The sequence below is a fragment of the Pseudomonas putida genome (assembly GCF_002906855.1).
GTDB classification, from domain to species: domain Bacteria; phylum Pseudomonadota; class Gammaproteobacteria; order Pseudomonadales; family Pseudomonadaceae; genus Aquipseudomonas; species Aquipseudomonas putida_N.
On record NZ_MINI01000028.1, the window covers coordinates 1 to 24,816 of the forward strand.

General features: G+C 62.5%; 21 protein-coding genes and 2 pseudogenes. 12 read left to right on the forward strand and 11 right to left on the reverse strand.

Annotated elements, in window-relative coordinates; genetic code table 11:
• Positions 1–51: 51 nt before the first annotated feature.
• A pseudogene (locus BGP85_RS00300) lies at positions 52–1,218 on the forward strand (Y-family DNA polymerase); the annotation flags it as partial.
• A 145-nt stretch (positions 1,219–1,363) separates the two neighbouring features.
• A complete protein-coding gene (locus BGP85_RS00305) occupies positions 1,364–2,260 on the forward strand; it encodes a hypothetical protein (protein WP_146048955.1) in 897 nt (298 codons plus the stop codon).
• A 107-nt stretch (positions 2,261–2,367) separates the two neighbouring features.
• Here the strand turns inward: BGP85_RS00305 and BGP85_RS00310 are convergent, their stop codons facing one another.
• The 3 genes from BGP85_RS00310 to BGP85_RS00320 all read right to left on the reverse strand — a co-directional run bounded on the left by BGP85_RS00310 (position 2,368) and on the right by BGP85_RS00320 (position 6,452).
• On the reverse strand, positions 2,368–3,549 hold the full coding sequence (locus BGP85_RS00310) for a PIN domain-containing protein (RefSeq protein WP_258035880.1): 1,182 nt from the start codon (positions 3,547–3,549) through the stop codon (positions 2,368–2,370).
• Positions 3,550–3,945: 396 nt separating this feature from the next.
• Complete coding sequence (locus tag BGP85_RS00315) at positions 3,946–4,548, reverse strand: phosphatase PAP2 family protein (RefSeq protein WP_103448199.1); 603 nt, start codon at positions 4,546–4,548, stop codon at positions 3,946–3,948.
• 149 nt (positions 4,549–4,697) lie between these two features.
• A complete protein-coding gene (locus BGP85_RS00320; RefSeq protein ID WP_103448198.1) occupies positions 4,698–6,452 on the reverse strand; it encodes a phosphoethanolamine transferase CptA in 1,755 nt (584 codons plus the stop codon).
• Positions 6,453–7,013: 561 nt separating this feature from the next.
• On the opposite strand from BGP85_RS00320, the gene BGP85_RS00325 reads away from it, so the two are divergent.
• The 5 genes from BGP85_RS00325 (at position 7,014) to BGP85_RS00345 (ending at position 14,115) form a co-directional block, all read left to right on the forward strand.
• Positions 7,014–7,496 (forward strand): formate dehydrogenase subunit gamma, encoded by a 483-nt coding sequence (locus BGP85_RS00325; protein WP_103448197.1) that lies wholly within the window; start codon positions 7,014–7,016, stop codon positions 7,494–7,496.
• Complete coding sequence (locus tag BGP85_RS00330; RefSeq protein ID WP_103448196.1) at positions 7,490–9,049, forward strand: formate dehydrogenase beta subunit; 1,560 nt, start codon at positions 7,490–7,492, stop codon at positions 9,047–9,049. Before BGP85_RS00325 ends, BGP85_RS00330 begins: the two co-directional genes overlap by 7 nt.
• Positions 9,046–11,928: a formate dehydrogenase subunit alpha gene (fdhF, locus tag BGP85_RS00335; protein ID WP_103448195.1), complete on the forward strand. Its 2,883-nt coding sequence runs from the start codon at positions 9,046–9,048 to the stop codon at positions 11,926–11,928. The genes BGP85_RS00330 and fdhF overlap by 4 nt, the downstream gene beginning before the upstream one ends.
• A complete protein-coding gene (locus tag BGP85_RS00340) occupies positions 11,925–12,128 on the forward strand; it encodes a formate dehydrogenase subunit delta (protein WP_103448194.1) in 204 nt (67 codons plus the stop codon). Before fdhF ends, BGP85_RS00340 begins: the two co-directional genes overlap by 4 nt.
• Positions 12,129–12,309: 181 nt before the next feature.
• Positions 12,310–14,115 (forward strand): ABC transporter ATP-binding protein/permease, encoded by a 1,806-nt coding sequence (locus BGP85_RS00345; protein WP_103448193.1) that lies wholly within the window; start codon positions 12,310–12,312, stop codon positions 14,113–14,115.
• Positions 14,116–14,177: 62 nt separating this feature from the next.
• Here the strand turns inward: BGP85_RS00345 and BGP85_RS00350 are convergent, their stop codons facing one another.
• A complete protein-coding gene (locus tag BGP85_RS00350; RefSeq protein WP_103448192.1) occupies positions 14,178–14,882 on the reverse strand; it encodes an SOS response-associated peptidase family protein in 705 nt (234 codons plus the stop codon).
• A gap of 102 nt (positions 14,883–14,984) precedes the next feature.
• Between BGP85_RS00350 and BGP85_RS00355 the strand changes: the two genes are divergently transcribed.
• A complete protein-coding gene (locus tag BGP85_RS00355; protein ID WP_103448191.1) occupies positions 14,985–15,416 on the forward strand; it encodes a LexA family protein in 432 nt (143 codons plus the stop codon).
• A 6-nt stretch (positions 15,417–15,422) separates the two neighbouring features.
• On the opposite strand, the gene BGP85_RS00360 is transcribed toward BGP85_RS00355, so the two are convergent.
• The 3 genes from BGP85_RS00360 to BGP85_RS00370 all read right to left on the reverse strand — a co-directional run bounded on the left by BGP85_RS00360 (position 15,423) and on the right by BGP85_RS00370 (position 17,775).
• Positions 15,423–16,625, reverse strand: a complete 1,203-nt coding sequence (locus BGP85_RS00360) for an MFS transporter (RefSeq protein ID WP_103448190.1) — start codon at positions 16,623–16,625, stop codon at positions 15,423–15,425.
• Between the two features lie 398 nt (positions 16,626–17,023).
• Entirely contained in the window at positions 17,024–17,188 is a 165-nt protein-coding gene (locus tag BGP85_RS00365; protein ID WP_181004510.1) for a hypothetical protein, read from the reverse strand.
• Between the two features lie 5 nt (positions 17,189–17,193).
• Positions 17,194–17,775 (reverse strand): biliverdin-producing heme oxygenase, encoded by a 582-nt coding sequence (locus BGP85_RS00370; protein WP_103448189.1) that lies wholly within the window; start codon positions 17,773–17,775, stop codon positions 17,194–17,196.
• Between the two features lie 142 nt (positions 17,776–17,917).
• On the opposite strand from BGP85_RS00370, the gene BGP85_RS00375 reads away from it, so the two are divergent.
• Positions 17,918–18,457 carry a histidine phosphatase family protein gene (locus BGP85_RS00375; protein WP_103448290.1) on the forward strand — a complete coding sequence of 180 codons (540 nt, stop codon included), beginning with the start codon at positions 17,918–17,920 and terminating at the stop codon, positions 18,455–18,457.
• 19 nt (positions 18,458–18,476) lie between these two features.
• Here the strand turns inward: BGP85_RS00375 and BGP85_RS00380 are convergent, their stop codons facing one another.
• Together BGP85_RS00380 and BGP85_RS00385 are read right to left on the reverse strand one after the other, a co-directional pair.
• Positions 18,477–19,262, reverse strand: a complete 786-nt coding sequence (locus BGP85_RS00380) for a sulfite exporter TauE/SafE family protein (protein WP_103448188.1) — start codon at positions 19,260–19,262, stop codon at positions 18,477–18,479.
• 103 nt (positions 19,263–19,365) lie between these two features.
• Positions 19,366–19,977 (reverse strand): helix-turn-helix domain-containing protein, encoded by a 612-nt coding sequence (locus tag BGP85_RS00385; RefSeq protein ID WP_103448187.1) that lies wholly within the window; start codon positions 19,975–19,977, stop codon positions 19,366–19,368.
• A gap of 115 nt (positions 19,978–20,092) precedes the next feature.
• On the opposite strand from BGP85_RS00385, the gene BGP85_RS00390 reads away from it, so the two are divergent.
• From BGP85_RS00390 to BGP85_RS00400, 3 genes are read left to right on the forward strand one after another with little or no spacing between them, the layout of a single operon-like run.
• Entirely contained in the window at positions 20,093–21,223 is a 1,131-nt protein-coding gene (locus BGP85_RS00390) for an NAD(P)/FAD-dependent oxidoreductase (RefSeq protein WP_103448186.1), read from the forward strand.
• An 18-nt stretch (positions 21,224–21,241) separates the two neighbouring features.
• Positions 21,242–21,619 carry a RidA family protein gene (locus tag BGP85_RS00395; protein WP_103448185.1) on the forward strand — a complete coding sequence of 126 codons (378 nt, stop codon included), beginning with the start codon at positions 21,242–21,244 and terminating at the stop codon, positions 21,617–21,619.
• A 60-nt stretch (positions 21,620–21,679) separates the two neighbouring features.
• A complete protein-coding gene (locus BGP85_RS00400) occupies positions 21,680–22,744 on the forward strand; it encodes a YkvI family membrane protein (RefSeq protein ID WP_103448184.1) in 1,065 nt (354 codons plus the stop codon).
• A 42-nt stretch (positions 22,745–22,786) separates the two neighbouring features.
• Here BGP85_RS00400 and BGP85_RS29480 read toward each other — a convergent pair whose 3' ends face one another.
• Together BGP85_RS29480 and mcpA are read right to left on the reverse strand one after the other, a co-directional pair.
• Positions 22,787–23,527, reverse strand: a complete 741-nt coding sequence (locus BGP85_RS29480; protein WP_371922750.1) for a methyl-accepting chemotaxis protein — start codon at positions 23,525–23,527, stop codon at positions 22,787–22,789.
• 114 nt (positions 23,528–23,641) lie between these two features.
• Positions 23,642–24,673: pseudogene (mcpA, locus tag BGP85_RS29485) on the reverse strand (methyl-accepting chemotaxis protein McpA); the annotation flags it as partial.
• Positions 24,674–24,816 lie beyond the last annotated feature (143 nt).

Sequence of the window (24,816 nt, forward strand, 5' to 3'; positions counted from 1 at the left end):
CTTATAAATCAATATCTTACACTCAACTAACTGTTAGGGTCATTCAGATATAGCGACGGCTGCGTGATTGCCCGGTCGTACGATGCGAAGCCGTTCGTGAAGATGGGGGAGCCTTACTTCCAGGCGAAGGAAAAGCTACGCCGGCATGGGATCGTGGCGTTCTCCTCGAATTACGCGCTGTATGGCGACATGAGCGAGCGGGTCATGTCTCTGATCGAGTCGATGGTACCGGCGGCCGAGGTCTATTCGATTGACGAGTGCTTCGCCGATATCACCGGCATGACGGGTGGCCTCACTCAGTTCGGCCGAGATGTGCGCGCCAAGGTGCTACGTTGTACAGGAATCCCGGTCGGTGTTGGGATTGCCCGCACCAAGACCCTGGCGAAGCTCGCCAATCACACCGCAAAGCGCTTGCAGGCGCAGACAGGTGGTGTGGTCGATATCACCGACGACTTCAAGCGCGACTGGGTGCTGCGTAACACCGAGGTGAAGGAGGTGTGGGGCATTGGCCGGCGGATGACGGTACACCTTGAGTCCATGGGGATTCACACGGCGATGGAGCTGGCCAAGGCAGATCCGAGGATGTTGCGGGACAAGTTCAGCGTAGTTGTGGAGAAGACCGCTCGTGAGCTCGCCGGCACGCCATGCCTTGAGCTGGATGAGGCAGATCCGCCGAAGCAGGAGATCTGCTGCAGCCGGATGTTCGGCAAGCGTCTGACGGAGCTGACGCCGATCAAACAAGCTGTGGCCACTTATACGGGGCGGGCCGCCGAGAAACTGCGTGCTCAGGGCTCGGTGTGCAAGCGCATGCGGGTATCTATTCGCACCGGCATGTTCAACCCTAACGAGCTGCACTTTGCCAAAGGTGCTCTCGTTGACCTGCCGTACCCAACCAATGACACCTTGCTACTCACCAGGGCCGCAACGGGGGCCGTGGAGCGGGTCTACCAGGCCGGCTATCGGTACAGCAAGGCCGAGGTACTGTTGCTCGATCTGCGACAGCCGGGTGAGTTCACCGACGATTTGTTCGCGGTGACTCAGCCTGTGGCCAGTGGACGACTGATGTCAGCACTCGATGAGATCAACGATCGGTATGGTAGAGGAACCGTGCGTGCCGGGAGCGTCCCCCGCACCCCTGGATGGGGGATGCGCCGGGAGATGATGAGTCAGTCATACACGACGCGGTTTGATCAGCTTTGGACCGTTCATGCCCGCTGAAAGAATGTTCTGAATGGGCCCAAGATGGGACAAACCCACAGACATCGAAACTCTTTAGCCGGATCACTGACAGTTTTGGTTTTCTAGCATAATAGGATTACGCTTAGTGGCTATGTGCCGCAAGCTAAGAAGTTGAGATTAAAGAATGGCGATAGATAATCTGTGGCCGCCGGTGTCAGGCGTATTTTGGGCAACGCCCCCGTCTATATTGGATGGCGCTAGGTGGATAGCAGGCCTGGATGGGTCATCATTTTTCATAACAATTTTTGGGGCATTGGCAGGAGCGTTTGCAGGTGCTTGGGCAGCACAGCGGTCAGCAAAGAATGGAAAGCGGCGTGATGAATTGACAACTGAAATTCGAGTTGTGAATGCTGCAATTATTTTGAGTCATGCAATTTTTGATTCTGTTTTGTCGGCGAAAGTTCAATATATCGGCCCTGCGATGGATATCTACAAGGCAGGGCGAGAAAGGTATTTAAAGGAGCTAAGTTCGAGTCATTCTGTTGGTGAGAAGTCTGTTAGTTTCAATTTGCATCGTTTCCCTGAGTTGCCAATTGCAGTGGAGCAGTTACAGCTGCTTGTGCTGCAGCAGGGGTCCATACAGGCTCTGCGGGCGGTCGTACGATTAGTTGAGTACGGAGGGTTATTGCGTGAGGCGATTGACCTCAGGAATGAATATATTGGGAAATTTGAGAGAAAAGAATTTTCAATTGGTTTTACTTATCCTGAGATGTATTTTGGCCTGGCGACAAAGGATGGCTGTCATCAGCAGTTTAGTAGTACTATGGATGCGATAGAGATGTATGGTGATAATATTGTTTATTTTTCGCGCCGACTGTGTGAATGCCTTAGTCAATATGGTGGTATTTTAAAAAAGGAATTGAAAAAGATTTCTTCGGAACCGGTGGGTATTGTTGAGTTTGACTTTAAGAAGTTGGGCAGGGAAGGCCTTTGCCCTCCGCCCGCTGGTTATAAGGGCTGGGAGGAAAGTTTTGTTGAAGTGCACCGGCGGCCGCGTTGGTGGAGGCGGTTGATTGATTAGCAGATTGCAAAAAATGCCCAAGCCCCGTCAACTGGGACTTGGGCGCCTGTTCTTTTATTCACTGCCGTGCAAGGGGGCACAGAAAGATTAGGCTTCTAGTATGCGAATTATTGGTCCGTTGGATTTTCTGGTTCGGTAGGGTCCGGTGTTAAACCCAAAAGTTCAATGACTAGCTCCGCTAATTCAGGCTCGATCTCGGTAACCCATCTGTTTACAAGCGACAAGTAGAAGGCGTTGACGTCGTCGTCTGTAATAATCCACCGGATTTGATTGTTGTTAAGCGCCGCTCTGAACAATAGCTCCGCATCATCTTTTGTTAATTGATTCAGATAAGTTGTAGTATTCGATATTGCCCAGTGGGTAGTAGAAAAACTGCTGCTTTCTGCTAATTCCGAGATGGCTTGGATCACTGGCTCTCGTGGTCTTTCAGGTTCGGTAGCCGGTGGTGGCTGATCATCATTCACCTCTGGAGCTTGAGTTTCGGGGGTAAGAGGTTGAGTGGCGGCTTCCGGCGAAGGCTCTTGCAACTCCGCCCGTTGCTCTTCAAGGTTCTCGGGCTGAGATTGGAGATTCTTGTAATACTCAAGTACTTCAGCGATCGTTTTGAATACGGTTAATTTACCTTGGTTTTTCGTCTCGCTCCATTCATCTGAAAGAAACGATAGAGGGCGTATCGTTTTGTCTGTTGTTAAGGGTGAAGCATAGTCTCCATCTTTGGATACTATGAATAGATCTCCATCGGGTATACGGGCGAGAAGAGTCTCCCAGATGTAACGGTCGCCGATGTTGCCCTGCTTGCCAGGAGGGTTGCCTTTATGCATTCTTGTGATGGCCTGGTTGTACAAGTCATCGTCTTCGGCGTGGTGAGTAGCCTTTTCGAATAATTTCTTTATTTTGGTATCGACTTCGAGCTGGTTGCTAAGCGCGAGAGATGCTGCGTTAGCAATTAGAAGCTTCTTGGCTTTTCTGGCGCTTTTTATCGCTTCATCATACTGTCTCGCGGCTTCTGTGCCGCGCATATGATGAGGCACTCCTGTCGGAAGCTGGGCGTTATTGAAGTTATTTATAGCGACCTGCAGTTTTGACTCTCGATTGCGTTTAAGCTCATTTTCAACTTGCTTTGGGAGGTGGAGGCTGATTGCGTTTGGGCCAACAAGCTCAGTGAATTCATCGAGTGTCTCAAGCTTGTCTTCTGAAAATTCATAGAAGTTAAGTAGGATGTTAGTGTCAATGAATACCTGTAAAGCCGGCATCTGAGATGGTCCTTCAGCAAGATAGTTGGCCGACATGGCGAGCCTTGAGCTTAGAAGGGGAGCAGCATTGGTGACAAGACAGATTTTGCTAGAAAAAGGCTGGCTGATTTTTTGAGTGGTACAAAGTTGGTACAAGGCTTGGCGTTAAGGTTTGAAGGCCTTGAAAATAGGGGGGTTTGAAAAGACTATGCCCAATCCATCATCGGCGCAACGCTGAAGCGGCGGGACGGCTCAGGCCTTGTGGTGCTTGTGTTAATGGTCTGTTCTAGGGGCATTGGGGTCTAGGGCAACAATCGGAACAAGGACAAAGGCCGATGGCGCGGTCAGTGACCTCGCAGATCGGCCTTCAGGAAAAGTTGCCCCAGTTTACCAAGAGTGGCTGGCGCGTGCCTGCCCACTGCCAGGATGGCGACGCAATGTCGGTTTTACCTCTCAGCCCCGCAGCCAACCCGCCCTGATAGGCACTGCCATAAGGCTGCGATAGCACCGCTCCGCCAGATCGGTGACAGACTGGCCGATACGTCTCCAGATTGGCGAGAACCCTGAATAAACCAAGAACGAAACAATCACCGCGCCCACCATGTCGAGCGGAAAGTGCACCCCCAGAAACACCCGCGCCCAGGCCACGCTCAAACCGGTCAACAAAATGACCACACCCCACCCAGACAAACCATCCAGCAGCAAGGTCAAGCCCATGCAGGCAAACACGGTCATGTGATCGCTAGGAAATGACGAATCCGGCGCATGCAGCATCCAGTTATGCCCCAACCCGATCATGAACGGCCGTGGATGCGGCCAGACTGCCCAGATGGCCTGATTGACGACCAGCGCGATCACCGTAACCAAGGTCGCCTTGAGTACCAGCCTGCGTTCCCCACGGTGCCCCCACAGCCAGAACCCCAGCATCAACACGGGCAGCAGAAAGATCAGGCCCTTGGCAATGCCGATGGCGAGCAGGACTAGCCACTGCGGCGTATCACCGCCGCCGTTGATCAGCAGGAAGAGGGAGCGGTTGAGTGTTTCGAGTTCGCCCATGATGTATGTCCCCGCCGTGCGTTCAGACGCTGTTTCAATTCCAATTAAAGCCGCTTGCGCGCATTGCACAGCGGCCGACAAGCAAAAAAGCCGATGGCGCGATCAGAGATATCGCCATCGGCTTTCAGACATCTGTATCAGTCCGCGAGCTACTTCTGGTCGTTGGCCGCCGTCTGTTGAACCTGCTCCGCCTTGTCCTGCGGCAACAGGTCGAACTCATGCAACCCATCCTTGCGGTACGGGTCGCCAATCCAGCGTGGCGTTGGCGCGAACTGCGCGTTCACCAGGCTCTTGGCCGGCTCGTACTTGTCGTAGCTCAAGCCTGCCAGATCCGACAGCGTATGAATCAGGTGCGAGCTGCTGTAGGGGCGCTTGGCCATCGACTGCAGGTCCCGTGGGTGCTCGGCCTGCCAGCTCGGTGAAGTCCACAGCAGGAACGGCACGGTGTACATCGGCCGGGTCGGCGCGCCTTCGTTGCGGCCCAGGCGGTCGTGGTTGCCGGAGCTGTATACGTCTTCGCCATGGTCGGACAGGTACAACAGGAAGCCGTTGGGCGTGGCCGCCGAATATTGCTTGATCAGGCTCGACACCACGAAGTCGTTGTAGCGCACGGCGTTGTCGTAGAAGTTGTAGGTTTCCACCTGGTCATCGGTCAGCGCAGCCGGTGCACCCTTGCGATCGGTGAAGTGCTGATAGGCATCCGGGTAGCGGTAGCGGTAGTCCATGTGGGTGCCCAGCAGGTGGACGATGATGAACTTCTTCGGCGCCGGGTCCTTCAGGGCCTTCTCGAACGGCGGCAGCACCACTTCGTCGTACTGGCTGGCGTTCTGGTTGCGCTGGTTGTTCAGGTACACCGGCTCGTCCGTCTGCTGCGAGAAGGTGGTGAGCATGGTGTTGCGCTTGGTCATGGTCTGCTGGTTGGTGATCCAGAAGGTCTTGTAGCCTGCCTGTTTCATCAGGTTGATCAGCGACGGGTCGGTGAGGAAGCGGTCGGGGTGTTCTTCGTCACCGAAGGTGAGGATCTGCTGCATCACCTCGATGGTGTAGGGGCGCGGGGTGACCACGTTCTGGAATACGGTCAGGCTCTTGTCGGCGGCCAGGGCATCCAGGTTGGGAGTGGTGTCGCGGTTGTAGCCGTACAGGTGCATGTGCTCGCGGGTGGTCGATTCACCCAGTACCAGCACCAGCGTGCGCGGGGCTTCGCCACTGCTGTCCTGAAGGTTCTGCAGGGGCGGCAGGGCGGCGTTCTGGGCCAGCAGGTTCTGCATGTTGTTCAGCTGCTGCAGGTATTGGCGGTAGCCGACCACCAGCTGCCACGGTACTGCCGGTTCCATGCGCTGCTGGACCTTCTCCATGGCATCGGCGAAGTTGCGTTCCTGGGTGACCATCTGCTTGTAGAACGGCAGCACGAGGTTGGCGGCCAGCAACAGCACCACCACCGGAATGCGGCTACGCAGGCGCAGGGTGACCGGGCGCACGCGGGTCCACAGCAGCACGGCGCCCGCGGTGTAGGCCAGCAGGCCGAGCATCAGGCCAATGCTGAAGTACTGGCTGAAGTATTCGCCCGCTTCGGCGGTGTTCGACTCGAACATCACGAAGATGACGCTTTGCGAGAATTCCTGGTGGTAGATGCCGAAGTAGCTCAAACCCACCAGCGAGGCGGCCCACAACACCACGCCGATGATGGCGGCGAGGGTGCGGGTGAGGCGTGGCAGCAGCAGCACCGGGACGAACCACAGGGTGCTGAGGAACAGGGCATCGCGGAAACCGGCGAAACCGGTGGTGCCACTGAACAGCAGAAGCGCCTGGGTGACGCCGGAGAAGTACCAGAAGAACAGCAGGAGCCAGCCCAGGCCGGCCCAGTCCACGCGCTTGGGCGCGGATGGGGATGCGGTGTTTGCCACGTTTGCCTCGTAGAACCATGGCGGCAGCCAGAAAAGGAGGGGCTGCCGGAAAGGCAGAGAGGCTAGAGAGCGGATAGTGAAAATTACGTTAACGAAACATGGAAGAAATCTTAACAAAGCATTACGAGGGGGCGGGGAGGGGGTGGTTCCTATAAAGCGGCCCACGAATCTTGGCACTGTCACAGCCATTGCCGTGTCTTCTTGGCAGCCCTTTCGCGGCGTAAAACCCCACAAAGACTGCACGCTGGCTTGGTTTCAGCGCTATCTAGAGGATTGAGAACGGACAAGGAACTCCCGCTCGATCAAAGCGCTCAGCAAAATCAGCAAGAACCCGAGGTCGGTTTCAGGAAGCGCCTGGTCGCTCGCACACTATCGTTTGCCGCCACAAGTGCCATGCTTATGGGATGCCCTTGAGCCCAGTGCGCGCAGACGCACGGCCATCGGCAAGGAGGCCTCCGCGCCCACGCCACCGTGACGTGGCCGGTGTGCCGCAGCAGAACACGCCGGATACCTGCCCTCCACAACAATTCAGGCAGGGTCCGTGATGCCGAGGTCCGCTGTATGCCTGATGAACTGCTTCACCTGCCGGTAATCCAGACCATCCTGACCCGCGAGAAGGACACCCCCGGCGCACTGTTGCCGATCCTTCACGCCGTCCAGGACGCTATCGGTTTCATCCCCGAAGCTGCCGTCCCTGAAATCGCCCATGCCCTCAACCTCAGCCTCGCCGAGGTGCGCGGGGTGATCAGCTTCTATCACGACTTCCGCACCACGCCGCCTGCCCGCCACACCTTGCGCCTGTGCCGCGCCGAATCGTGCCAGAGCCGTGGCAGCGAGGCCTTGGCCGCGCAACTACGCGAACAGCTGGCGCTGGATGATCACGGCACCAGCGCCGACGGTGCCATCAGCCTGCGCCCGGTGTACTGCCTGGGCGCCTGTGCCTGCTCGCCGGCGCTGGAGCTGGATGGCCAAGTTCATGCGCGGCTCACCCCTGAGCGCCTGCGGGCGTTGGTGAACGGTTGCCTGGAGGGTGAAACATGCTGAAGTTGTTCATTCCCTGTGACTCGGTCGCTCGTGCAGTCGGCGCCGATCAGGTCGCCGATGCCATTAAAGCTGAGGCCGAGCGCCGCCAGTTGCCCATCGATATTCAACGTACCAGCTCGCGTGGCCTGTATTGGCTGGAGCCGCTGCTGGAATGTGAAAGCAGCGAAGGGCGTCAGGGCTTCGGCCCGGTCACTCCGGCAGACGTGCCGTCGTTGCTTGACGCCCTGGCCGGTGAGCCCGGCGGTCATTCGCTGGCGCTCGGCGCGGTCGAAGACATCGCCTACCTGAAATCTCAGCAACGCCTGCTGTTTGCTCGCGCCGGCATCACTCGTCCGTTGTCGCTGGACGACTACCGCGCCCATGGCGGTTTCAAAGGCCTGGAAAAGGCGGTGGCGATGGACGGCGCTGCGGTGGTCGCCACCGTGCTCGATTCTGGCCTGCGCGGCCGTGGCGGCGCAGCGTTCCCGGCCGGCATCAAGTGGCGCACCGTCCGCGACGCCGGGGCAGGGCAGAAGTACGTGGTGTGCAACGCCGATGAAGGCGACTCCGGCACCTTCGCCGACCGAATGCTGATGGAGGGCGACCCCTTCCTGCTGATCGAAGGCATGATCATCGCTGGCCTCGCCGTCGGGGCCGACAAAGGCTACCTCTATGTGCGCTCGGAATACCCCGACGCTATCCGCGTGCTCAACCAGGCGCTAGCCATCGCCCGCGACGCCGGCTACCTCGGCAGCAACGTGGCCGGCAGCAGCCAGGCCTTCGACCTGGAAGTGCGGGTGGGTGCCGGTGCCTATATCTGCGGCGAGGAAACCGCGCTGCTCGAATCCATCGAAGGCAAGCGCGGCATCGTTCGTGCCAAGCCGCCGTTGCCCGCGCTCGAAGGCCTGTTCGGCCTGCCGACCCTGGTGCACAACGTGCTCACCCTGGCCTCGGTGCCGATCATCCTGGCCGAGGGCTCGGCGTTCTACCGCGATTTCGGCATGGGCCGCTCGCTGGGCACCATGCCGTTCCAGCTGGCCGGCAACATTCGTCATGGCGGCCTGGTGGAACGCGCCTTTGGCCTGACCCTGCGCGAACTGGTGGAAGGCTATGGCGGCGGCACTGCCAGCGGCCGCCCGCTCAAGGCAGCGCAGGTTGGCGGGCCGCTCGGCGCCTGGGTGCCGCCCAGCCACTTCGATACCCCGCTGGATTACGAGGCCTTCGCCGCCATGGGCGCGATGCTCGGCCACGGCGGCGTGGTGGTGGCCGACGACGCCCTGAACATGGCCAGCATGGCGCGCTTTGCCTTGCAGTTCTGTGCCGAGGAATCCTGCGGCAAGTGCACCCCGTGCCGGATCGGCTCGACCCGTGGCATGGAGGTGGTCGACCGGCTGATCGCGACCAGTGATTTCACCGAGCGCCATGACCAGGCTCTGCTGCTGCGCGACCTGTGCGACACCATGCAGTACGGCTCGCTATGCGCCATGGGCGGCATGACCGCCTACCCGGTGGCCAGCGCCCTCAAGTACTTCCCCGCCGATTTCGGGCTGACCACCACGGAGGCCGCACAGTGATCAATTACTTCGACCCCGCTTCTGATAAAAGCAGCGACCTCGGCACGCCGGCTCGCGACAGCGATGTGCAGATCAGCCTGAACATCGATGGCCGCAGCATCAGCGTGCCGGCCGGCACCTCGGTGATGCGCGCCGCTGCCATGCTCGGTACCAGCATCCCCAAACTGTGCGCCACCGACAGCCTCGAGGCGTTCGGCTCATGCCGCATGTGCATGGTGGAAATCGACGGCATGCGTGGCTACCCGGCCTCGTGCACCACTCCGGTCAGCGAAGGCATGGTCGTGCGCACGCAAACCCCGCGCCTGGCCGACCTGCGCCGCAATGTGATGGAACTGTACATCTCCGACCACCCGCTGGACTGCCTGACCTGCTCGGCCAATGGCAACTGCGAACTGCAGACCGTTGCCGGCCAGGTCGGCCTGCGCGAGGTGCGCTACGGCTATGACGGCGCCAACCATCTGGCCGAGAAGAAAGACACCTCCAACCCTTATTTCGACTACGAACCCAGCAAGTGCATCGTCTGCAGCCGCTGCGTGCGTGCCTGCGAGGACATTCAGGGCACCTTCGCCCTGACCATCACCGGGCGTGGTTTCGATTCGCGGGTGGCAGCGGCCGGCGGCGACAACTTCCTGGCCTCCGAATGCGTGTCGTGCGGCGCCTGCGTGCAGGCCTGCCCGACCGCGACGCTCACCGAGAAGAGCCTGGTCCAGCTGGGCCAGCCCGAGCGTGCAGTGATCACCACCTGCGCCTACTGTGGCGTTGGCTGCTCGTTCCGCGCCGAGATGAAGGGCGACCAGCTGGTGCGTATGGTCCCGGACAAGAACGGCGGCGCCAACCACGGCCACGCCTGCGTCAAGGGCCGCTTCGCCTGGGGCTATGCCACCCACCCCGACCGCATCACCAAGCCGATGATCCGCAAGCGCCTGGAAGACCCGTGGCAGGAAGTCAGCTGGGATGAGGCGGTGACCTACGCCGCCAGCGAGTTCCGCCGTATCCAGCTCAAGTACGGGCGCGACTCCATTGGCGGTATCACTTCCAGCCGCTGCACCAACGAAGAAGCCTACCTGGTGCAAAAACTGGTGCGCACGGCGTTCGGCAACAACAACGTCGACACCTGCGCACGGGTTTGCCACTCGCCGACCGGCTATGGCCTGAAGCAGACGCTGGGCGAGTCGGCCGGCACCCAGAGCTTCGACTCGGTGATGCAGGCCGACGTGATCCTGGTGATCGGCGCCAACCCCACCGACGCCCACCCGGTATTCGGTTCGCAGCTCAAGCGCCGCCTGCGCCAGGGCGCACGGCTGATCGTCATCGACCCGCGGCGCATCGACCTGGTCGACTCGCCCCACGCCCGTGCCGAACTGCACCTGCAGCTGCGCCCAGGTACCAACGTGGCCATGCTCAATGCCCTGGCCCACGTGATCGTCAGCGAGGGCCTGCTGGCCCAGCGTTTCATTGACGCCCGCTGCGAGACCGAGGACTTCGCCCGCTGGCGTGCCTTCGTCAGCCTGCCGGAAAACGCCCCGGAAACCCTGGGGCCTGTATGCGGCGTGCCCGCCGAGCACATCCGCGCCGCTGCCCGGCTGTACGCCACCGGTGGCAACGCGGCGATCTACTATGGCCTGGGGGTGACCGAACACAGCCAGGGCAGTACTGCGGTGATGGGCATCGCCAACCTGGCCATGGCCACCGGCAACATCGGCCGCGAAGGGGTCGGGGTGAACCCGCTGCGCGGGCAGAACAACGTGCAGGGTTCCTGCGACATGGGCTCGTTCCCCCATGAGCTGCCCGGCTACCGGCACATCTCCAATGAGGGCGTGCGCGCCGAGTTCGAGCAGGCCTGGGGCGTGACCCTGCAACCTGACCCAGGCCTGCGCATCCCCAACATGTTCGAGGCGGCGCTGGATGGCAGTTTCAAGGCGCTGTACTGCCAGGGAGAGGACATCGCCCAGAGCGACCCCAACACCCAGCACGTCACCGCCGCCCTGCGCGCCATGGAGTGCGTGGTGGTGCAGGACATCTTCCTCAACGAGACGGCCAAGTTCGCCCACGTGTTCCTGCCGGGCAGCTCGTTCCTCGAGAAGGACGGCACCTTCACCAACGCCGAGCGGCGTATCTCGCGGGTGCGCAAGGTCATGGAGCCGCTGGCCGGCAAGGCCGACTGGGAGGCTACCGTGGCCCTGGCCAATGCCCTGGGTTACCCGATGAACTACCGCCACCCGTCCGAGATCATGGACGAGATCGCCCGCCTGACGCCGAGCTTCCACCGCGTCAGCTATGCCGAGATCGACCGCCACGGCAGCCTGCAATGGCCGTGCAACGACGCCGCCCCGGACGGTACCCCGACCATGCACATCGACCAGTTCGTGCGCGGCAAGGGGCGCTTCATGCTGACCGGTTATGTGCCCACCGACGAAAAGGTCAATGGCCGCTATCCGCTGCTGCTGACCACCGGGCGCATCCTCAGCCAGTACAACGTCGGCGCCCAGACCCGGCGCACCGCCAACACTGCCTGGCACGATGCCGACCGGCTGGAGATTCACCCCAACGACGCCGAAAGCCGTGGCATCCACGATGGCGACTGGGTCGGCATCGGTAGCCGTGCGGGGCAGACCGTGCTGCGCGCCAAGGTCAGCGAGCGGGTGGCCCCTGGGGTGGTCTACACCACCTTCCACTTCCCCGAGTCCGGCGCCAACGTGATCACCACCGACAACTCCGACTGGGCCACCAACTGCCCGGAATACAAGGTCACGGCGGTGGAGGTGGTGAAGGTGTTCCAGCCGTCGGAATGGCAAAAACGCTACCAGGATTTCAGTGACGAACAGCGGCGCCTGCTTCAGGAGCGCCGCACGGCGGAAAAAGCCGAGGTGCGCCGATGAGCAGTGACAACCTGGTCAAGATGGCCAACCAGATCGCCCACTACTTCGACAGCGAGCCTGATCGGGCGCTGGCGGTGCAGGGGGTGAGGCAGCATCTGAACAGCTTCTGGACACCGGCCATGCGTCGGCAGCTGGGCGAGTGGATTGCCGACCATGGTCAGGAAGGGCTGGATGCCAAGGTGGTGGAGGCCCTGGCATAGCGCTGGCCTGTGCCGGCCTCTTCGCGGGGCAAGCCCGCTCCTACAGGTAATCACCGGCCTTTAGGAGCGGGCTTGCCCCGCGAAAGGGCCGGTACAGAAAAAATGAAATGTCCGTCATTTATGCAAGACGAACCCCACCGCGATGCTACGCTCGCGGAAACACTCGTGACGGATATTTCCTATGGACATGAACTGGCACCAGGCCCTGCAAGAGAGCCTGAGCTGGCTTGCAATCGCCTCGTTCATCACCCTCATCGGCTTCACCGCCGCTGCTTCACTGGCCGTGCGCTACACGCGCTGGGGCAGCCAGTTCTGGCAGTTGGCGGGGCCGTACTTCACCTTCCGGCGCAGCTGGCGCCCGTTGCTGGTGTTCGGCCTGCTGCTGGTACTGACGTTGTTCTCGGTGCGCCTGAACGTGCTGTTCTCGTTCTGGTACAACGGCTTCTACAGCGCCCTGCAGGCACTCGACCAGACGGCCTTCTGGTACCTGCTGGGGGTGTTCGCGGTGCTTGCCACCATCCACGTGCTGCGCTCGCTGTTCGCCTTCTACGTAACCCAGGCGTTCAGCATCCAGTGGCGGGTGTGGCTGACCGAGCGCCTGACCGGCGACTGGATGAAAGGCGATGCCTATTACCGCGGTCGCTTCCTCGCCGAGCCGGTGGACAACCCCGACCAGCGTATCGAACTGGACGTCAGCGCGTTCGTCAGCAACTCGGTGTCGCTGGCCCTGGGCGCGGTCAGCGCGTTGGTCTCGCTGGTGGCCTTTACCGGCATCCTCTGGGGGCTGTCGGCGCCGCTGACGCTGGCGGGGTATGAGATTCCCCGGGCGATGGTGTTTGCGGTCTACATCTATGTGCTGATCGCCACCTGGATCGCCTTCCGCCTCGGCCAGCCGTTGATCCGCCTGAACTTCCTCAACGAAAAACTCACGGCGAACTTCCGTTATGCGCTGATGCGCCTGCGCGAGAACGCCGAGAACATCGCCTTTTACCAGGGTGCGCCGGTCGAACGGGCAACCCTGCTGGGGCGCTTCGGTGCGCTGATCGTCAACGTCTGGGCACTGGTGTTCCGGAACCTGAAATTCAGCGGCTTCAACCTTGGTGTCAGCCAGGTTGCCGTTGTGTTCCCTTTCATCCTGCAGGCACCGCGCTTCTTCAGCGGGGCAATCAAGCTGGGTGACGTGATGCAGACCGCCCAGGCGTTCGGCCAGGTGCAGGATTCGCTGTCGTTCTTCCGTGAGTCCTACGACACCTTCGCTCAGTACCGCGCCACCCTCGACCGTTTGACCGGTTTCCTCGATGCCAACGACCAGGCCAGCGCGCTGCCACGGGTGCTGGTCGAAGACCAGCCGCGGGCGCTGGACATCATCGGCCTGCAGGTACTGCGCCCGGACGGCCACGCACTGATCGCCGACCTCGACTTGCGCCTGCACGGTGGCCAGGCGCTGCTGATCAAAGGGCCGTCGGGCAGTGGCAAGACCACCTTGCTGCGCGCCTTGGCGGGGTTGTGGCCGTATGCCGAGGGCGAGGTCCGGCGGCCGTTGGGCACCCAGGCGTTGTTCCTGTCGCAGCGGCCTTACCTGCCGTTGGGCGACCTGCGCACGGCCATTGCCTACCCGGCCGACAGCCAGCCGGAGGATGAAGCACGCATGCAGCAGGCCCTGCGCGAGGTCAACCTGGCACACCTGGCCGAGCGGCTGGCAGTGAATTGCGACTGGTCGAACATTCTCTCGGTCGGTGAGCAGCAGCGCCTGGCGTTTGCCCGGGTGCTGTTCAACCGGCCGCAGGTGGTGTTCCTCGACGAGTCCACCTCGGCGATGGACGAAGGGCTGGAGCACGCGATGTATGCGTTGCTGCGCAAAGAGATGCCGGAGACCTTGCTGGTGAGCGTGGGGCATCGCAGCACCTTGGCCGACTTCCATACCCACCGGCTGGAAGTGGATGGGCAGGGCGGCTGGGCGCTGCGCCAGCAGGAGGTTCTGGCTTAGCGGTTGTCATTGCCGGCCTCTTCGCGGGTTCTGGCTTAGAGGCCGGCACTGGCAACAAAGATTCAGGGCTGGTGCTCGGCATCCAGCATCACAATCAGTTCAGCCCCTTCATTTCGCACATTCCCCACGTCCTTGCCCACCGCAAACCACTCGAACGCCTCCACCGGCAAGCATTGCTCCCGCGCCAGGCGTTCGGCCTCCTCGGCTGGTACTTCAGGGTCGATCCACGCCCGGGCATGCTCCGGGCTCAGCACCAGGGGCCGGCGATCATGGATATCGACCATCCCCGCATCGCTGGCGGCGGTGATGATGACGAAGCCATCTCCCTCGTTCGGCTCCATCCCCGCATGCACCTCGGCCAGCGCCGCCATGAACATCGGCGCCTGGCTTTTCAGGCGAATGAACCAGGGCTGCTTGCTCTTGGGGTCCTGTGGGTCGGCCACCCACTCATACCAGCCATCGGCCATTACCAAGGCTCGCCCTTGCGGCCAAAGGGCCTTGAAGAACTTGCCGGTGGTCACCGTCTCGACCCGCGCGTTGATCGGTGCCGGCCGTTTACCCGTGGCCCAGAACGGTGCCCAACCCCAATGGCAAGGGTCGATGCGCAGGCCATCGGTGGCGTGATGCAGGACCAGCACGCGGCTGCCGGGGGCAACGTTGTAGCGGCCGATCGGCACGTTGTCGTAGCCGCTGATCACGTCCTGCTCGGCGTCCAGTTCACGCAGGTAGTCGGCCAGGCCCTGGTACTGGGCGAAGCGTCCACACATGGCATGTACCCCCACTTGTCGAAATATCCTACGGCGAAATTGACCGGATACCCGCTACGGCGTTTACTGTATATATATACAGTTTACTATCAAGGCCGTCGCATGATTTCCATCCTGGGTCCCATCACCGGCGGCAGTGCTGCCGTGCCGCGCTACCTGTTCCGTGTCCCGGCGGGCTTTCCGTCGCCAGCCGCCGACCACATGGAGCAACCCATCTCGCTGGACGAGCTGCTCAACCTGCGCGCACCGCACATCTATCTGGTCAGGATAGACGGCGACAGCATGCAGGGGGCCGGTATCTTCGATGGCGACCTGGTGCTGGTCGACCGCTCGATCGAGCCGCGCCATGGCCATATCGTGATTGCCGCGGTCAACGGCGAGCCCTTGTGCAAGCGGCTGCAGCGCGTCGCCGGGCAAGTGCTGCTGCGCTCGGAGAACCCACGCTATGCGCCACGCTACATCATGGAGGGTGACGACTTCATGATCTGGGGCGTGGTGACCTTCAGTGTGCGCAGCCATGACCCGGCAGCCTGAGCCGGCTTAGCGCAGCCGCATCACCCCGACCAGAGTGGCACCGGTAAAGCCCGCCCCGACCAGGAAGGTCGCCTGGAACCCGGCGCCATCCCACAGCAGCCCGGCCACCACGCTGGCGACCAGCAGGGCCACCCCGGTCAGCAGGTTGAACAGGCCGAATGCCGTGCCGCGCAGGTTGGCCGGCGCGCTGTCGGCGATCAGCGCGGCGAAGATGCCCTGGGTGAAGCCCAGGTGCAGGCCCCAGGCCGCCACGCCCAGTGCCAGCCCGGCCCAGCCTGGCAGCAAGGCCAGCAACAGGTCGGCGGCGATCAGCAGGGCCAGCCCGATCATCAGCACGCCACGGCGGCCCACCCGGTCCGACAGCGCGCCGGCCGGGTAGGCCGACAGCGAATAGGCCAGGGCCATGAGTACCAGCACCGCGGGCGCCCACAATGGCGCAACGCCCATGTCCTGGGCGCGCAGCAGCAGGAATGCCTCGCTGAAACGGGCCAGGGTGAACACCATGGCCAGGCCGATCAACCGCCAGTAGGCCGGGCCCAGACGCGCCAACTCATGCAGTGTCAGCGGCGAGCGCACCGGCCGCGCGCCGGGCGCCGTCTCGGGCTCGCGGACGAAGGCAACGAGAATGTACACGGCGACCAACGCCGGGATCACCGCCACCCAGAACACCGTCTGGAAATGGCTCGCGGTCAGCCACATCAGCACGATCGCCAGCAATGGGCCGAGGAACGCGCCGACGGTGTCCAGCGTCTGGCGCAGGCCGAAGGCCGCGCCGCGCAGTTCGGGCGGGGTCACATCGGCCACCAGTGCATCGCGGGGGGCACCGCGGATGCCCTTGCCGATACGGTCGACGAAGCGCGCCGCCGTCAGCCATTCCAGCCCGGAGGCCATGGGGAATACCGGCTTGGTCAACGCGCCCAGGCCATAGCCCAGCACCGTCAGCAGCTTGCGCTTGCCGAGGCGGTCGCTGAGCGCGCCGGAGAAGACCTTGGTGATTGCTGCGGTGGCCTCGGCGATGCCCTCGATGAAGCCGACGGCGACCACCGAAGTGCCGAGCACGGTGACCATGTACAGCGGCAGCAGGGCGTGGATCATTTCCGAGGAAATGTCCATGAACAGCGACACGAAGCCCAGCGCCCAGACGCTGCGCGGAATCTTCGGCAGGACCTTGGCGGTGGTGCTGTGCTCGGTCTTTTCGGCGCTGCGCATCGGGAGTCTCGGCGCGGTTGTCACAGTTCGAAACTGTAGGACTTCGTACGCAGGATGCAAATCGGATGAAGGGCGGGAGGCAGCATTGGGCCAACTGTTTGAGATAATTACACACGAATTAACGGAGAATGACGAAATGCGCCGGGTCAGTTCTCGGCAAATACAGAACGGCCATGGTAGTGAAAGATTTTCCGAGAATTATCCGGCTGCTAGACCGCTGGCGGAATGCGGCGCGAAAAAATGAGCCAAGGCTTTACTACTGCACTAGAAGAGCTTTTTCTTGTTAAGTAAACGAACCCATTAAGCCGGCTCCTCGATACCAGGGCGCCAGCGGCGGACACCCGTCACCCCGCGCTCAGCGCGCCACGTGCAGCGCGGCTGGGAGCATGAGCAGGGCATCACTTGTCGTGGGCGCCGACTTGGAACATCCGTGGGTCGTACATGAAATCGTACATTTCAACCACCTGGATCTGGCTCACCGCTGGGTGGCTGGCGTTGATCACGATGTTGCGTTCCAGCGGCAGAAGGCAATTCGTAGTGGCAAAACGCCAAATAGCGGCCATCAAGGCTAATTCAATACATTGCGCTGCCCGAGCCACTGTTCGAAGTGGGTAAAAGTGTCGATGGCGGCCTGTACCGTGGTGGCCTGCGCCGGCCCTTCAGCCGATGCCTGGCCAAGCCGCTCGAGGAAGCTGCGCCAGTAGCTGCCGGTCAGCGGCCCGTATACATCGAGAAAGGCGGCACCGTTGTCGTGGCCGATGCCCAGGCGCTCGGCCATCACCCGCTTGAGCACCTGGCCACCCAGGGTCGAGCCCTCCAGCACGTACATCACGCCCAGCGCGCTGGCTTCGTCGTGGATGGCCGGCAGTGCCCGGCACAGTGGCAGGGCGTCGATGTCGGCTTTGCTCAGCTTCAGGGCCTGCAGGTCACGGGACAAGGACGCGGTCTTGCGGCGTTCTGGTCCCTGATAATCGCTCAGGTAATGTTCCAGGGGGGCATGAAAACCGTAGTAGGCCTGCAACAGGCGACGGTAGGCAGCACTGTCGAAGCCTGGGCTGAAGAAGGGCAGGCGGGCTTCCAGCGCCTTGTGGCAGTCACGGGTGCCTTCACGCAAGGCGAGCAGCAAGGGGCTGGTTGAGGTGGCGGGCATCGATCAAGGGCTCTGGTGGCATTTCGCCTAGGTTGGAGTGGCGATGCTAACCCGGCGTTCCGCTTTGGCGTGACTTTGTTGCAGTAAAAACGCGGCTGACGTGCTAAACCAGTCGGCCTGACTATCAATGAAGAACGCCATGGTGAAAGCCGTACACCTGACCTTGCTCTGCCACGCCCTGACCCAGGCTCAGAAAAGCGGGCGTCTGGCCCAGCCCGACGACGGCATTTTATCGCTGACCGTCGAGCCCTTACCGATCCCTCCCGCCACGCAGTTGATGGCAGCGCCGGAGCCGCGTGCGGCGCAGACGGCGCAGTGGCTCTCGTCGCAGGCGCAGATCGAGCCGGCCTTGGCCGATTGCGCTCTCGGCCAATGGCAGGGCTTGCCGCTCAAGCAGCTGCAGGCCGAGCAGCCTCAGGCGTTGGCGCAGTGGCTCAACGACCCGTTCAGCGCACCCCACGGCGGTGAGTCGTTCGCGCAGGTGTGCGAGCGTGTGGGGGCCTGGTTGATGGCCTTCGACAGGCCGGGCGAGTGGCTGGCGGTGACTCACCCTTGGGTGATTCGCGCGGCGCTGATGGTGGTATTGGAATGCCCACTGGCTGCCGCGCAGCGGATCGATGTGCTGCCGTTGTCACGGGTCGGGTTGAGCTTTACCGGGCAGTGGCGCTTGCGTCTGGGCTGAGCAAGCGCCGGTTGCCGGGTCAGAACGCCAGCTTGTAGCCGATCAGCAGCAGCATGGTCGCCAGGCAGGGGCGCAGCACGCGGTCGGAGATGCGCCCGGTGAGGTGGCTGCCCAGGTAGATACCGGGCAGCGAGCCCAGCAACAGGTAGCCCAGCAGCGACCAGTCCATGTTGCCCATGCCGGCGTGGCCGATACCGGCGACCAGGGTCAGGGGCACCGCGTGGGCGATTTCGGTGCCGACCAGACGGCGGGTGGCCAGGAACGGGTAGAGCAGGAACAGCGCCACGGTGCCCAAGGCGCCAGCGCCGATCGAGGTCAGGGTGACCATGACGCCCAGGACCACGCCGGTCAGCACGGTGAGGGTGTTCAAACTGCGGTCGCTGAGGTGGTAATGGTCACCCGCGTGACGGCTGGCGAACGCTTGCAGGCGCGACTTGAACAGGATCGCCAGCGCAGTGAGGATCAGCACCACCGCCAGGCCTTGCTTGATGATGGCGTTCAGCGCTGTGGTGTCGGTGTGCAGGGTGCTGAGGAACCACAGGGTCAGGGCTGCCGCCGGCACGCTGCCGAGGCTGAGCAGGCCGGTGATCTTCCAGTCGATGTTCTTGTTGCGCGCATGTACCCAGATACCACCGCCCTTGGTGATGGCGGCATACAGCAGGTCGGTGCCCACGGCAGTCGCGGGGTTGATGCCGAACCACAGCAGGATCGGGGTCATCAGCGAGCCGCCGCCGACGCCGGTCATGCCGACGATGAAACCCACAACCAGTCCGGCAATGGTGAAACCGAAAGATCCTACATCCATACGCTACTCGACTGCCCAGCTTTGCCCGTTATCGGATGGGTGCCAGCATATAGGGAGTTTTTATAGCCAAATAGACTTGTTCGTTATTAGGTTATAACCGGCGTCAGCGGTCGGTCATCACCACCATCACATGGGCATCGCCGCCATCCACGCTTTCCGACAGGTAGATGTGCCCCACCTGGCTGTCGAAATACGCCGTTTCCTGTGGCCCGATGCTGACCGCTTCGCCGGTTTCGAATTCGATGCGCACCCGGCCGCTCAGCACCACTGCGAACTCCTGGCCCGGGTGGCGGATAAAATCGTCGAACTGGCCGCGTTCGCGAGCGATGATGCGGGCGTAGGCAGGGGTCATGCGCCGTTCCGGAAAGGCCCCGGCGATCGGGTGGTAATCGTAGGTGCCGGTGGAATATCCGGCGGCGGCTGGCAACGAGTCAACCACCACGGTCACCGGCGCCGCCACGGCTTCCGCCACTGGGCCACTGGCACGGAACAGGTGGGCGATGTCGACATTCAGGGCACGCGCGGCAGCGGCCAGTTTTTCGTAGCTCACCGAAACCTGCGCCAGTTCCATCTTCGACAAGGTCGACACCGGCACACCACTGAGCTCGGACAATTGCTTGAGGGTCATCTGGCGTGCCTTGCGCACCTGGCGCAGGCGCCCGCCGACTTCGGCGCGGTCTAGCAAGGGCAGGGCAGCGGGGCGGGCATCAGGCATTCGCGGGTCTCGGCATACGTCATGGGTCGCGCATCTTAACTCGCGCGCTTGCATGTTTCGAAATTCTCATATATTAGAATTCTCATAAATGATAATTTGCGCAGCAGGAACGTGCATGACCCAGATCTACGACACCCTGATCATCGGCGCCGGTATCGCTGGCGCCTCGCTGGGCTATCGCCTGGCCGGTGAACGCCGCGTGCTGTTGCTCGAACGCGAAGCGCAACCGGGCTACCACTCGACCGGGCGCTCGGCTGCGATGTTCATGGAGGCCTACGGCACCCCGCAGATCCAGGCCCTGACCCGCGCCAGCCGAGCCTTCTACGAAGCGCCGCCAGCTGGCTTCTGCGAGCACCCGTTGCTCGAACCGCGTGGCTGCCTGTATGTCGCCAGCCATGAACAACGCGAGCTACTTGAGCACACCCACGCGCAGAACCTGGCCAACGGCACTGCGGTCAGCCTGCTCGACCGCGACGCGGCGCTGGCGCTGGTCCCCAGCCTGAACGCCGACAGCCTGGCCGGTGCGGTGCATGAGCCGGGTGCCATGGACCTGGATGTGCACGCCCTGCACCAGGGCTTCCTGCGTGGCTACCGTGCCGCTGGTGGCGAATTGCGCTGCAACGCTGAATTGCTCCGGGCCTGTTACGTCGATGAACTGTGGCAGGTGCAGCTGGCTGATGGCAGCCAGCTGCAGGCGCACACCCTGGTCAATGCCGCGGGTGCTTGGGCTGACCGGGTGGCCGAGCAGTGTGGTGTGGCCCGCGTCGGCCTGCAGCCGTGCCGGCGCAGTGCGTTCACCTTCCCTGGCCCGGCCGATCAGGACTTTGCCCGTTGGCCTGCGGTGATCGGTGTCGACGAGAGCTTCTACTTCAAGCCCGACGCCGGCCAACTGCTGGGCTCACCGGCCAATGCCGACCCGGTCGAGCCTCAGGATGCCGCGCCCGAGGAGCTCGATATCGCCCTGGGCATCTACAACATCGAGGCCATGACGTCGCTGTCCATCCGCCGCCCCAGCCACACCTGGGCGGGCTTGCGTTCGTTCGTCGCCGACGGCGACCTGGTGATTGGTTTCGACCCGCAGATGCCGGCGTTCTTCTGGCTGGCGGCGCAAGGTGGCTATGGTATCCAGTCGGCAGCCGGTGCTTCGCGCCTGGCCGCCGACTTGCTGCTCGGGCAAGCGCTGTGCCCGAGCCTGACCGCCCAGGGAGTGGCGCCCGAGCGCCTGTCCCCGGCACGTTTCCAGTAACCCTGAAAGGAGTTTGTCATGAGCAATCAGATCCAGCGTTTCCCCAGCAGCCTGCCGTTCCCGTTTTCCCGTGCGGTGAAGGCCGGCGGTTTCCTCTTCCTGTCCGGCCAGGTGCCGATGAGCACGGCTGGCGAGGTGGTGCGCGGTGACATCCAGGCCCAGACCCGCGCCGCCTGCGAGCGCATCGCCGAGAGCCTGGAGGCCTGTGGTGCGCGCTTCGACCAGGTGGTCAAGGTGACGGTGTGGCTGTCGTCGATGGACCATTTCGCCGGTTTCAACGAGGTCTACAAGGCGTTCTTCGGCGCCGCACTGCCGGTGCGTTCGACCGTGGCCTCGGCGTTGGCGCTGGGCGTGGATGTGGAGATCGAAGTGCAGGCATTCGTCGGCGAAGGCTGAGCCAGCCGCAGTTCGCGGCCAAGCCCTGTGAGGCCACAACAACAATAACCAGAGGTTCACATGCAAGAGCAACTGAAGATCGCCGGGGCCTTCGTCGGCGTGATCGTGGGGGCGGGCTTCGCGTCCGGGCGGGAACTGCTGTTGTTCTTCGTCGATTTCGGCCTCTGGGGGCTGTTGGGCGCCCTGATCAGCGCGGCGCTGTTCACCTTCCTCGGCATGGCCCTGGCCGGGTTGGGCAACCGCCAGCGCGCCACCTCGCACAAGGATGTGATCCAGGCCATCTGTGGGCGTCACCTGGGGCTGTTCGTCGATTGGCTGATTACTTTCTTCATGTTCGCCGTGACCGTGGTCATGCTGGCCGGTGGTGGAGCATTGCTGGAGCAGCAGTTCGGCATTCCGGCACGGACCGGCAGCGTGCTGGTGACGCTGCTGGTGGTGGCGATCGTGTGCCTGGATGTGCGCAAGGTCATTGTCGCCATTGGCGCGATTACGCCGTTGCTGATCCTGGTGGCCTCGGCGATTGCCCTGTACGCGGTGTTCACCCGTGGGCAGAGCCTTGCCGCGCTCGACCAGCTGGCCAGCCAGCAACAGGCCGGCACCCGGCACTGGTTGCTTGGGGCGTTTCTGTACGTGTCCTACAACATCGTTGCCGGGGCACCGATCCTGGCGATCCTCGGCGGCTCGGCCAAGGGCGAGAAGGCTGCCGTGTGGGGCGGCCTGCTCGGGGGCGCTGCGCTGGGCTTGCTGATGTTGGTGATGAGTGCCGGGCTGCTGTCGCGCCTGGACAGCGTGGCCGACTTGCCCATGCCGATGCTGTCGATTGCCAACGAAGTGTCGCCGCTGCTGGGCGTGGTGATGTGCCTGATCATCTTCGGCATGATCGTCAACACGGCGGTTGGCACTTTGTTCTCGTTCCTGTCGCGGCTGTTGCCAGCGGGCACGGCCAAGTTCCGCTGGGGTTCGGTGGTCACCGGAGTGGCGGCGTTCGTCTGCAGCCTGGTGGGGTTCATCAGCCTGGTGGGCGAGGTGTATCCGCTGTTCGGTTACCTGGGCTTCGTGCTGATGGCGGCGGTGTTGCTGGCCTGGGTGCGGCGGGGCAGGAGTGGCCAGGCGGCGGTCGCCTAGCGCGCAAACCCTCGTCGGCGAGCGCCGACGAGGGGCGCTGCATCAGATGCGGAAGCTGCCCACCAGCTGCTTCAGGCGCCCGGCCTGCTGAGCCAGGGCATCGCAATGCTGCAGGGTCTGGTTGAGGTTCTCCACCCCTTGCTGGTTGAGCGCGTTGATCTGGGTGATGTCCAGGTTCAGGCTCTCGACCACCGCCGTCTGTTCCTCGGTTGCCGTGGCCACCGACTGGTTCATGCCGTCGATTTCACCGATGCGCTGGGTCACGCTGGCCAGGCGCTCGCCGGCCTGGTTGGCCACCTGCACGGTCTGTTCGCTCGATACCTGGCTGGTGTTCATGGTGTGCACCGCCTCGCGCGAGCCTACTTGCAGGCTGGTGATCATGCGGTGGATTTCTTCGGCCGATTCCTGGGTGCGGTGTGCCAGGTTGCGGACCTCGTCGGCAACCACGGCAAAGCCGCGCCCGGCCTCACCGGCACGGGCGGCTTCGATGGCGGCGTTCAGCGCCAGCAGGTTGGTCTGCTGGGAAATGCCCTTGATCACGTCAAGGATCTTGCCGATCTCGTCGGTGCTGGCATTGAGGGTTTCGATCTGTTCGCACGACTCGCTGATGCGCTGGGACAGCGCGGTCATGGCGTTGATTGCCTGCTCGACCACCTCACGGCCGCCATGGGCCTGGTCACTGGCGCCGCTGGCGTGTTGCGAGGCATCGGCCGCGTTGCGGGCGATCTCTTGTGTCGCGGCGCCCAGCTGGTTGATCGCCGCGGCCACGCTGTTGGTGCGCATGCTCTGTTCTTCGGAGCCGATGATCGAGGCGTTGGAGGCGTTGACCACTTTTTCCGACAGGTCGTGCACCAGGCGGGTAGCCGAAGACACTTCGCTGATCGAGGCATGGATGCGTTCGACGAAGCGGTTGAACGAGCTGGCCAGTTCGCCGAATTCGTCCTTGTGCTGCACGTCGAGGCGGCGGGTCAGGTCGCCTTCACCTTCGGCAATGTCGCGCATGGCGCGGCCCATGGTGGTCAGCGGGCGCATCAGCACCGGGATCAGCAGGCCGAGCAGCACGGCGATGGCGATCACGGCGATGAGCATGGCGATGATCGCCGAGGTGCGGAACTGGCTGATGGCAGCGTAGGCTTTGTCCTTGTCGATCGACAGGCCGATGTACCACTGCGCCGATGGCAGGCCGGCGACCGGGGCGAACGAGATCAGCCGTTCTTCGCCGTTGAGGGTGACGTCCTGCATGCCGGCAGTCACGCGCAGGCCGCTGCCTGGGTAGATGTCCTTGAGATTCTTCATCAGCTGGTCTTTGTCCGGGCTGACGATCACCTGGCCATTGCTGTCGGCGAGGAAAGCGTGGCCGATGCCGCCGAAGTCGACCGAGTTGATGATCTCGACCAGGGTGTCGAGGGTCAGGTCGCCGCCCACCACGCCGATCAGTTCGCCGCTGCGCTTGCTTTTCACCGGTACCGCGATGGTCACCATCAGGCCACCGACGGCGCCCTGGTACGGGGCGGTGAGCACGGTCTGGCCGGCGCTTGCCGCACTGGCGTACCACGGCCGCTGGCGGGGGTCGTAGCCGGCCGGCATCTGCGTGTCAGGGCGCTGGGTGAACACGCCATTGGCCTGGCCCAGGTAAGTGAAAAGGAAATTTCGCGTGTAGGAAGGCTGCTCGATCAGCCCGCCCAGGGTCTCTCCTGCCCCTTGTTCGGCAATGTCCTGCGCCAGGTTTTCCAGCACCAGAATGCGCCCGCTCATCCAGTTCTGCACGCTGCTGGCGGTCAGCGCGCCGGCCTGCTGCACGGAAGATTCGATGTTCTGGCGAAGGGTGTTGCGTTGCAGATAATCGTTGTAGAGCGTGAACAGCGCAAAGGCCAGCACCACGACACCGCAGGCGCTGAGGAGGATCTTGTGGCGAAATTTCAGGTTCATGTTTCGAGACCTTGAGCCATGGAGGGGAGGGCGCCGCGCGCTTGTGGCACGATGGCGGGGCCTGTCTCCTGGTATATCGGCTTGCCCGGTAAAATGTTGAAACACTTACCTATTTTTTGCGGCCCCGGTCGACGGACGGTGAG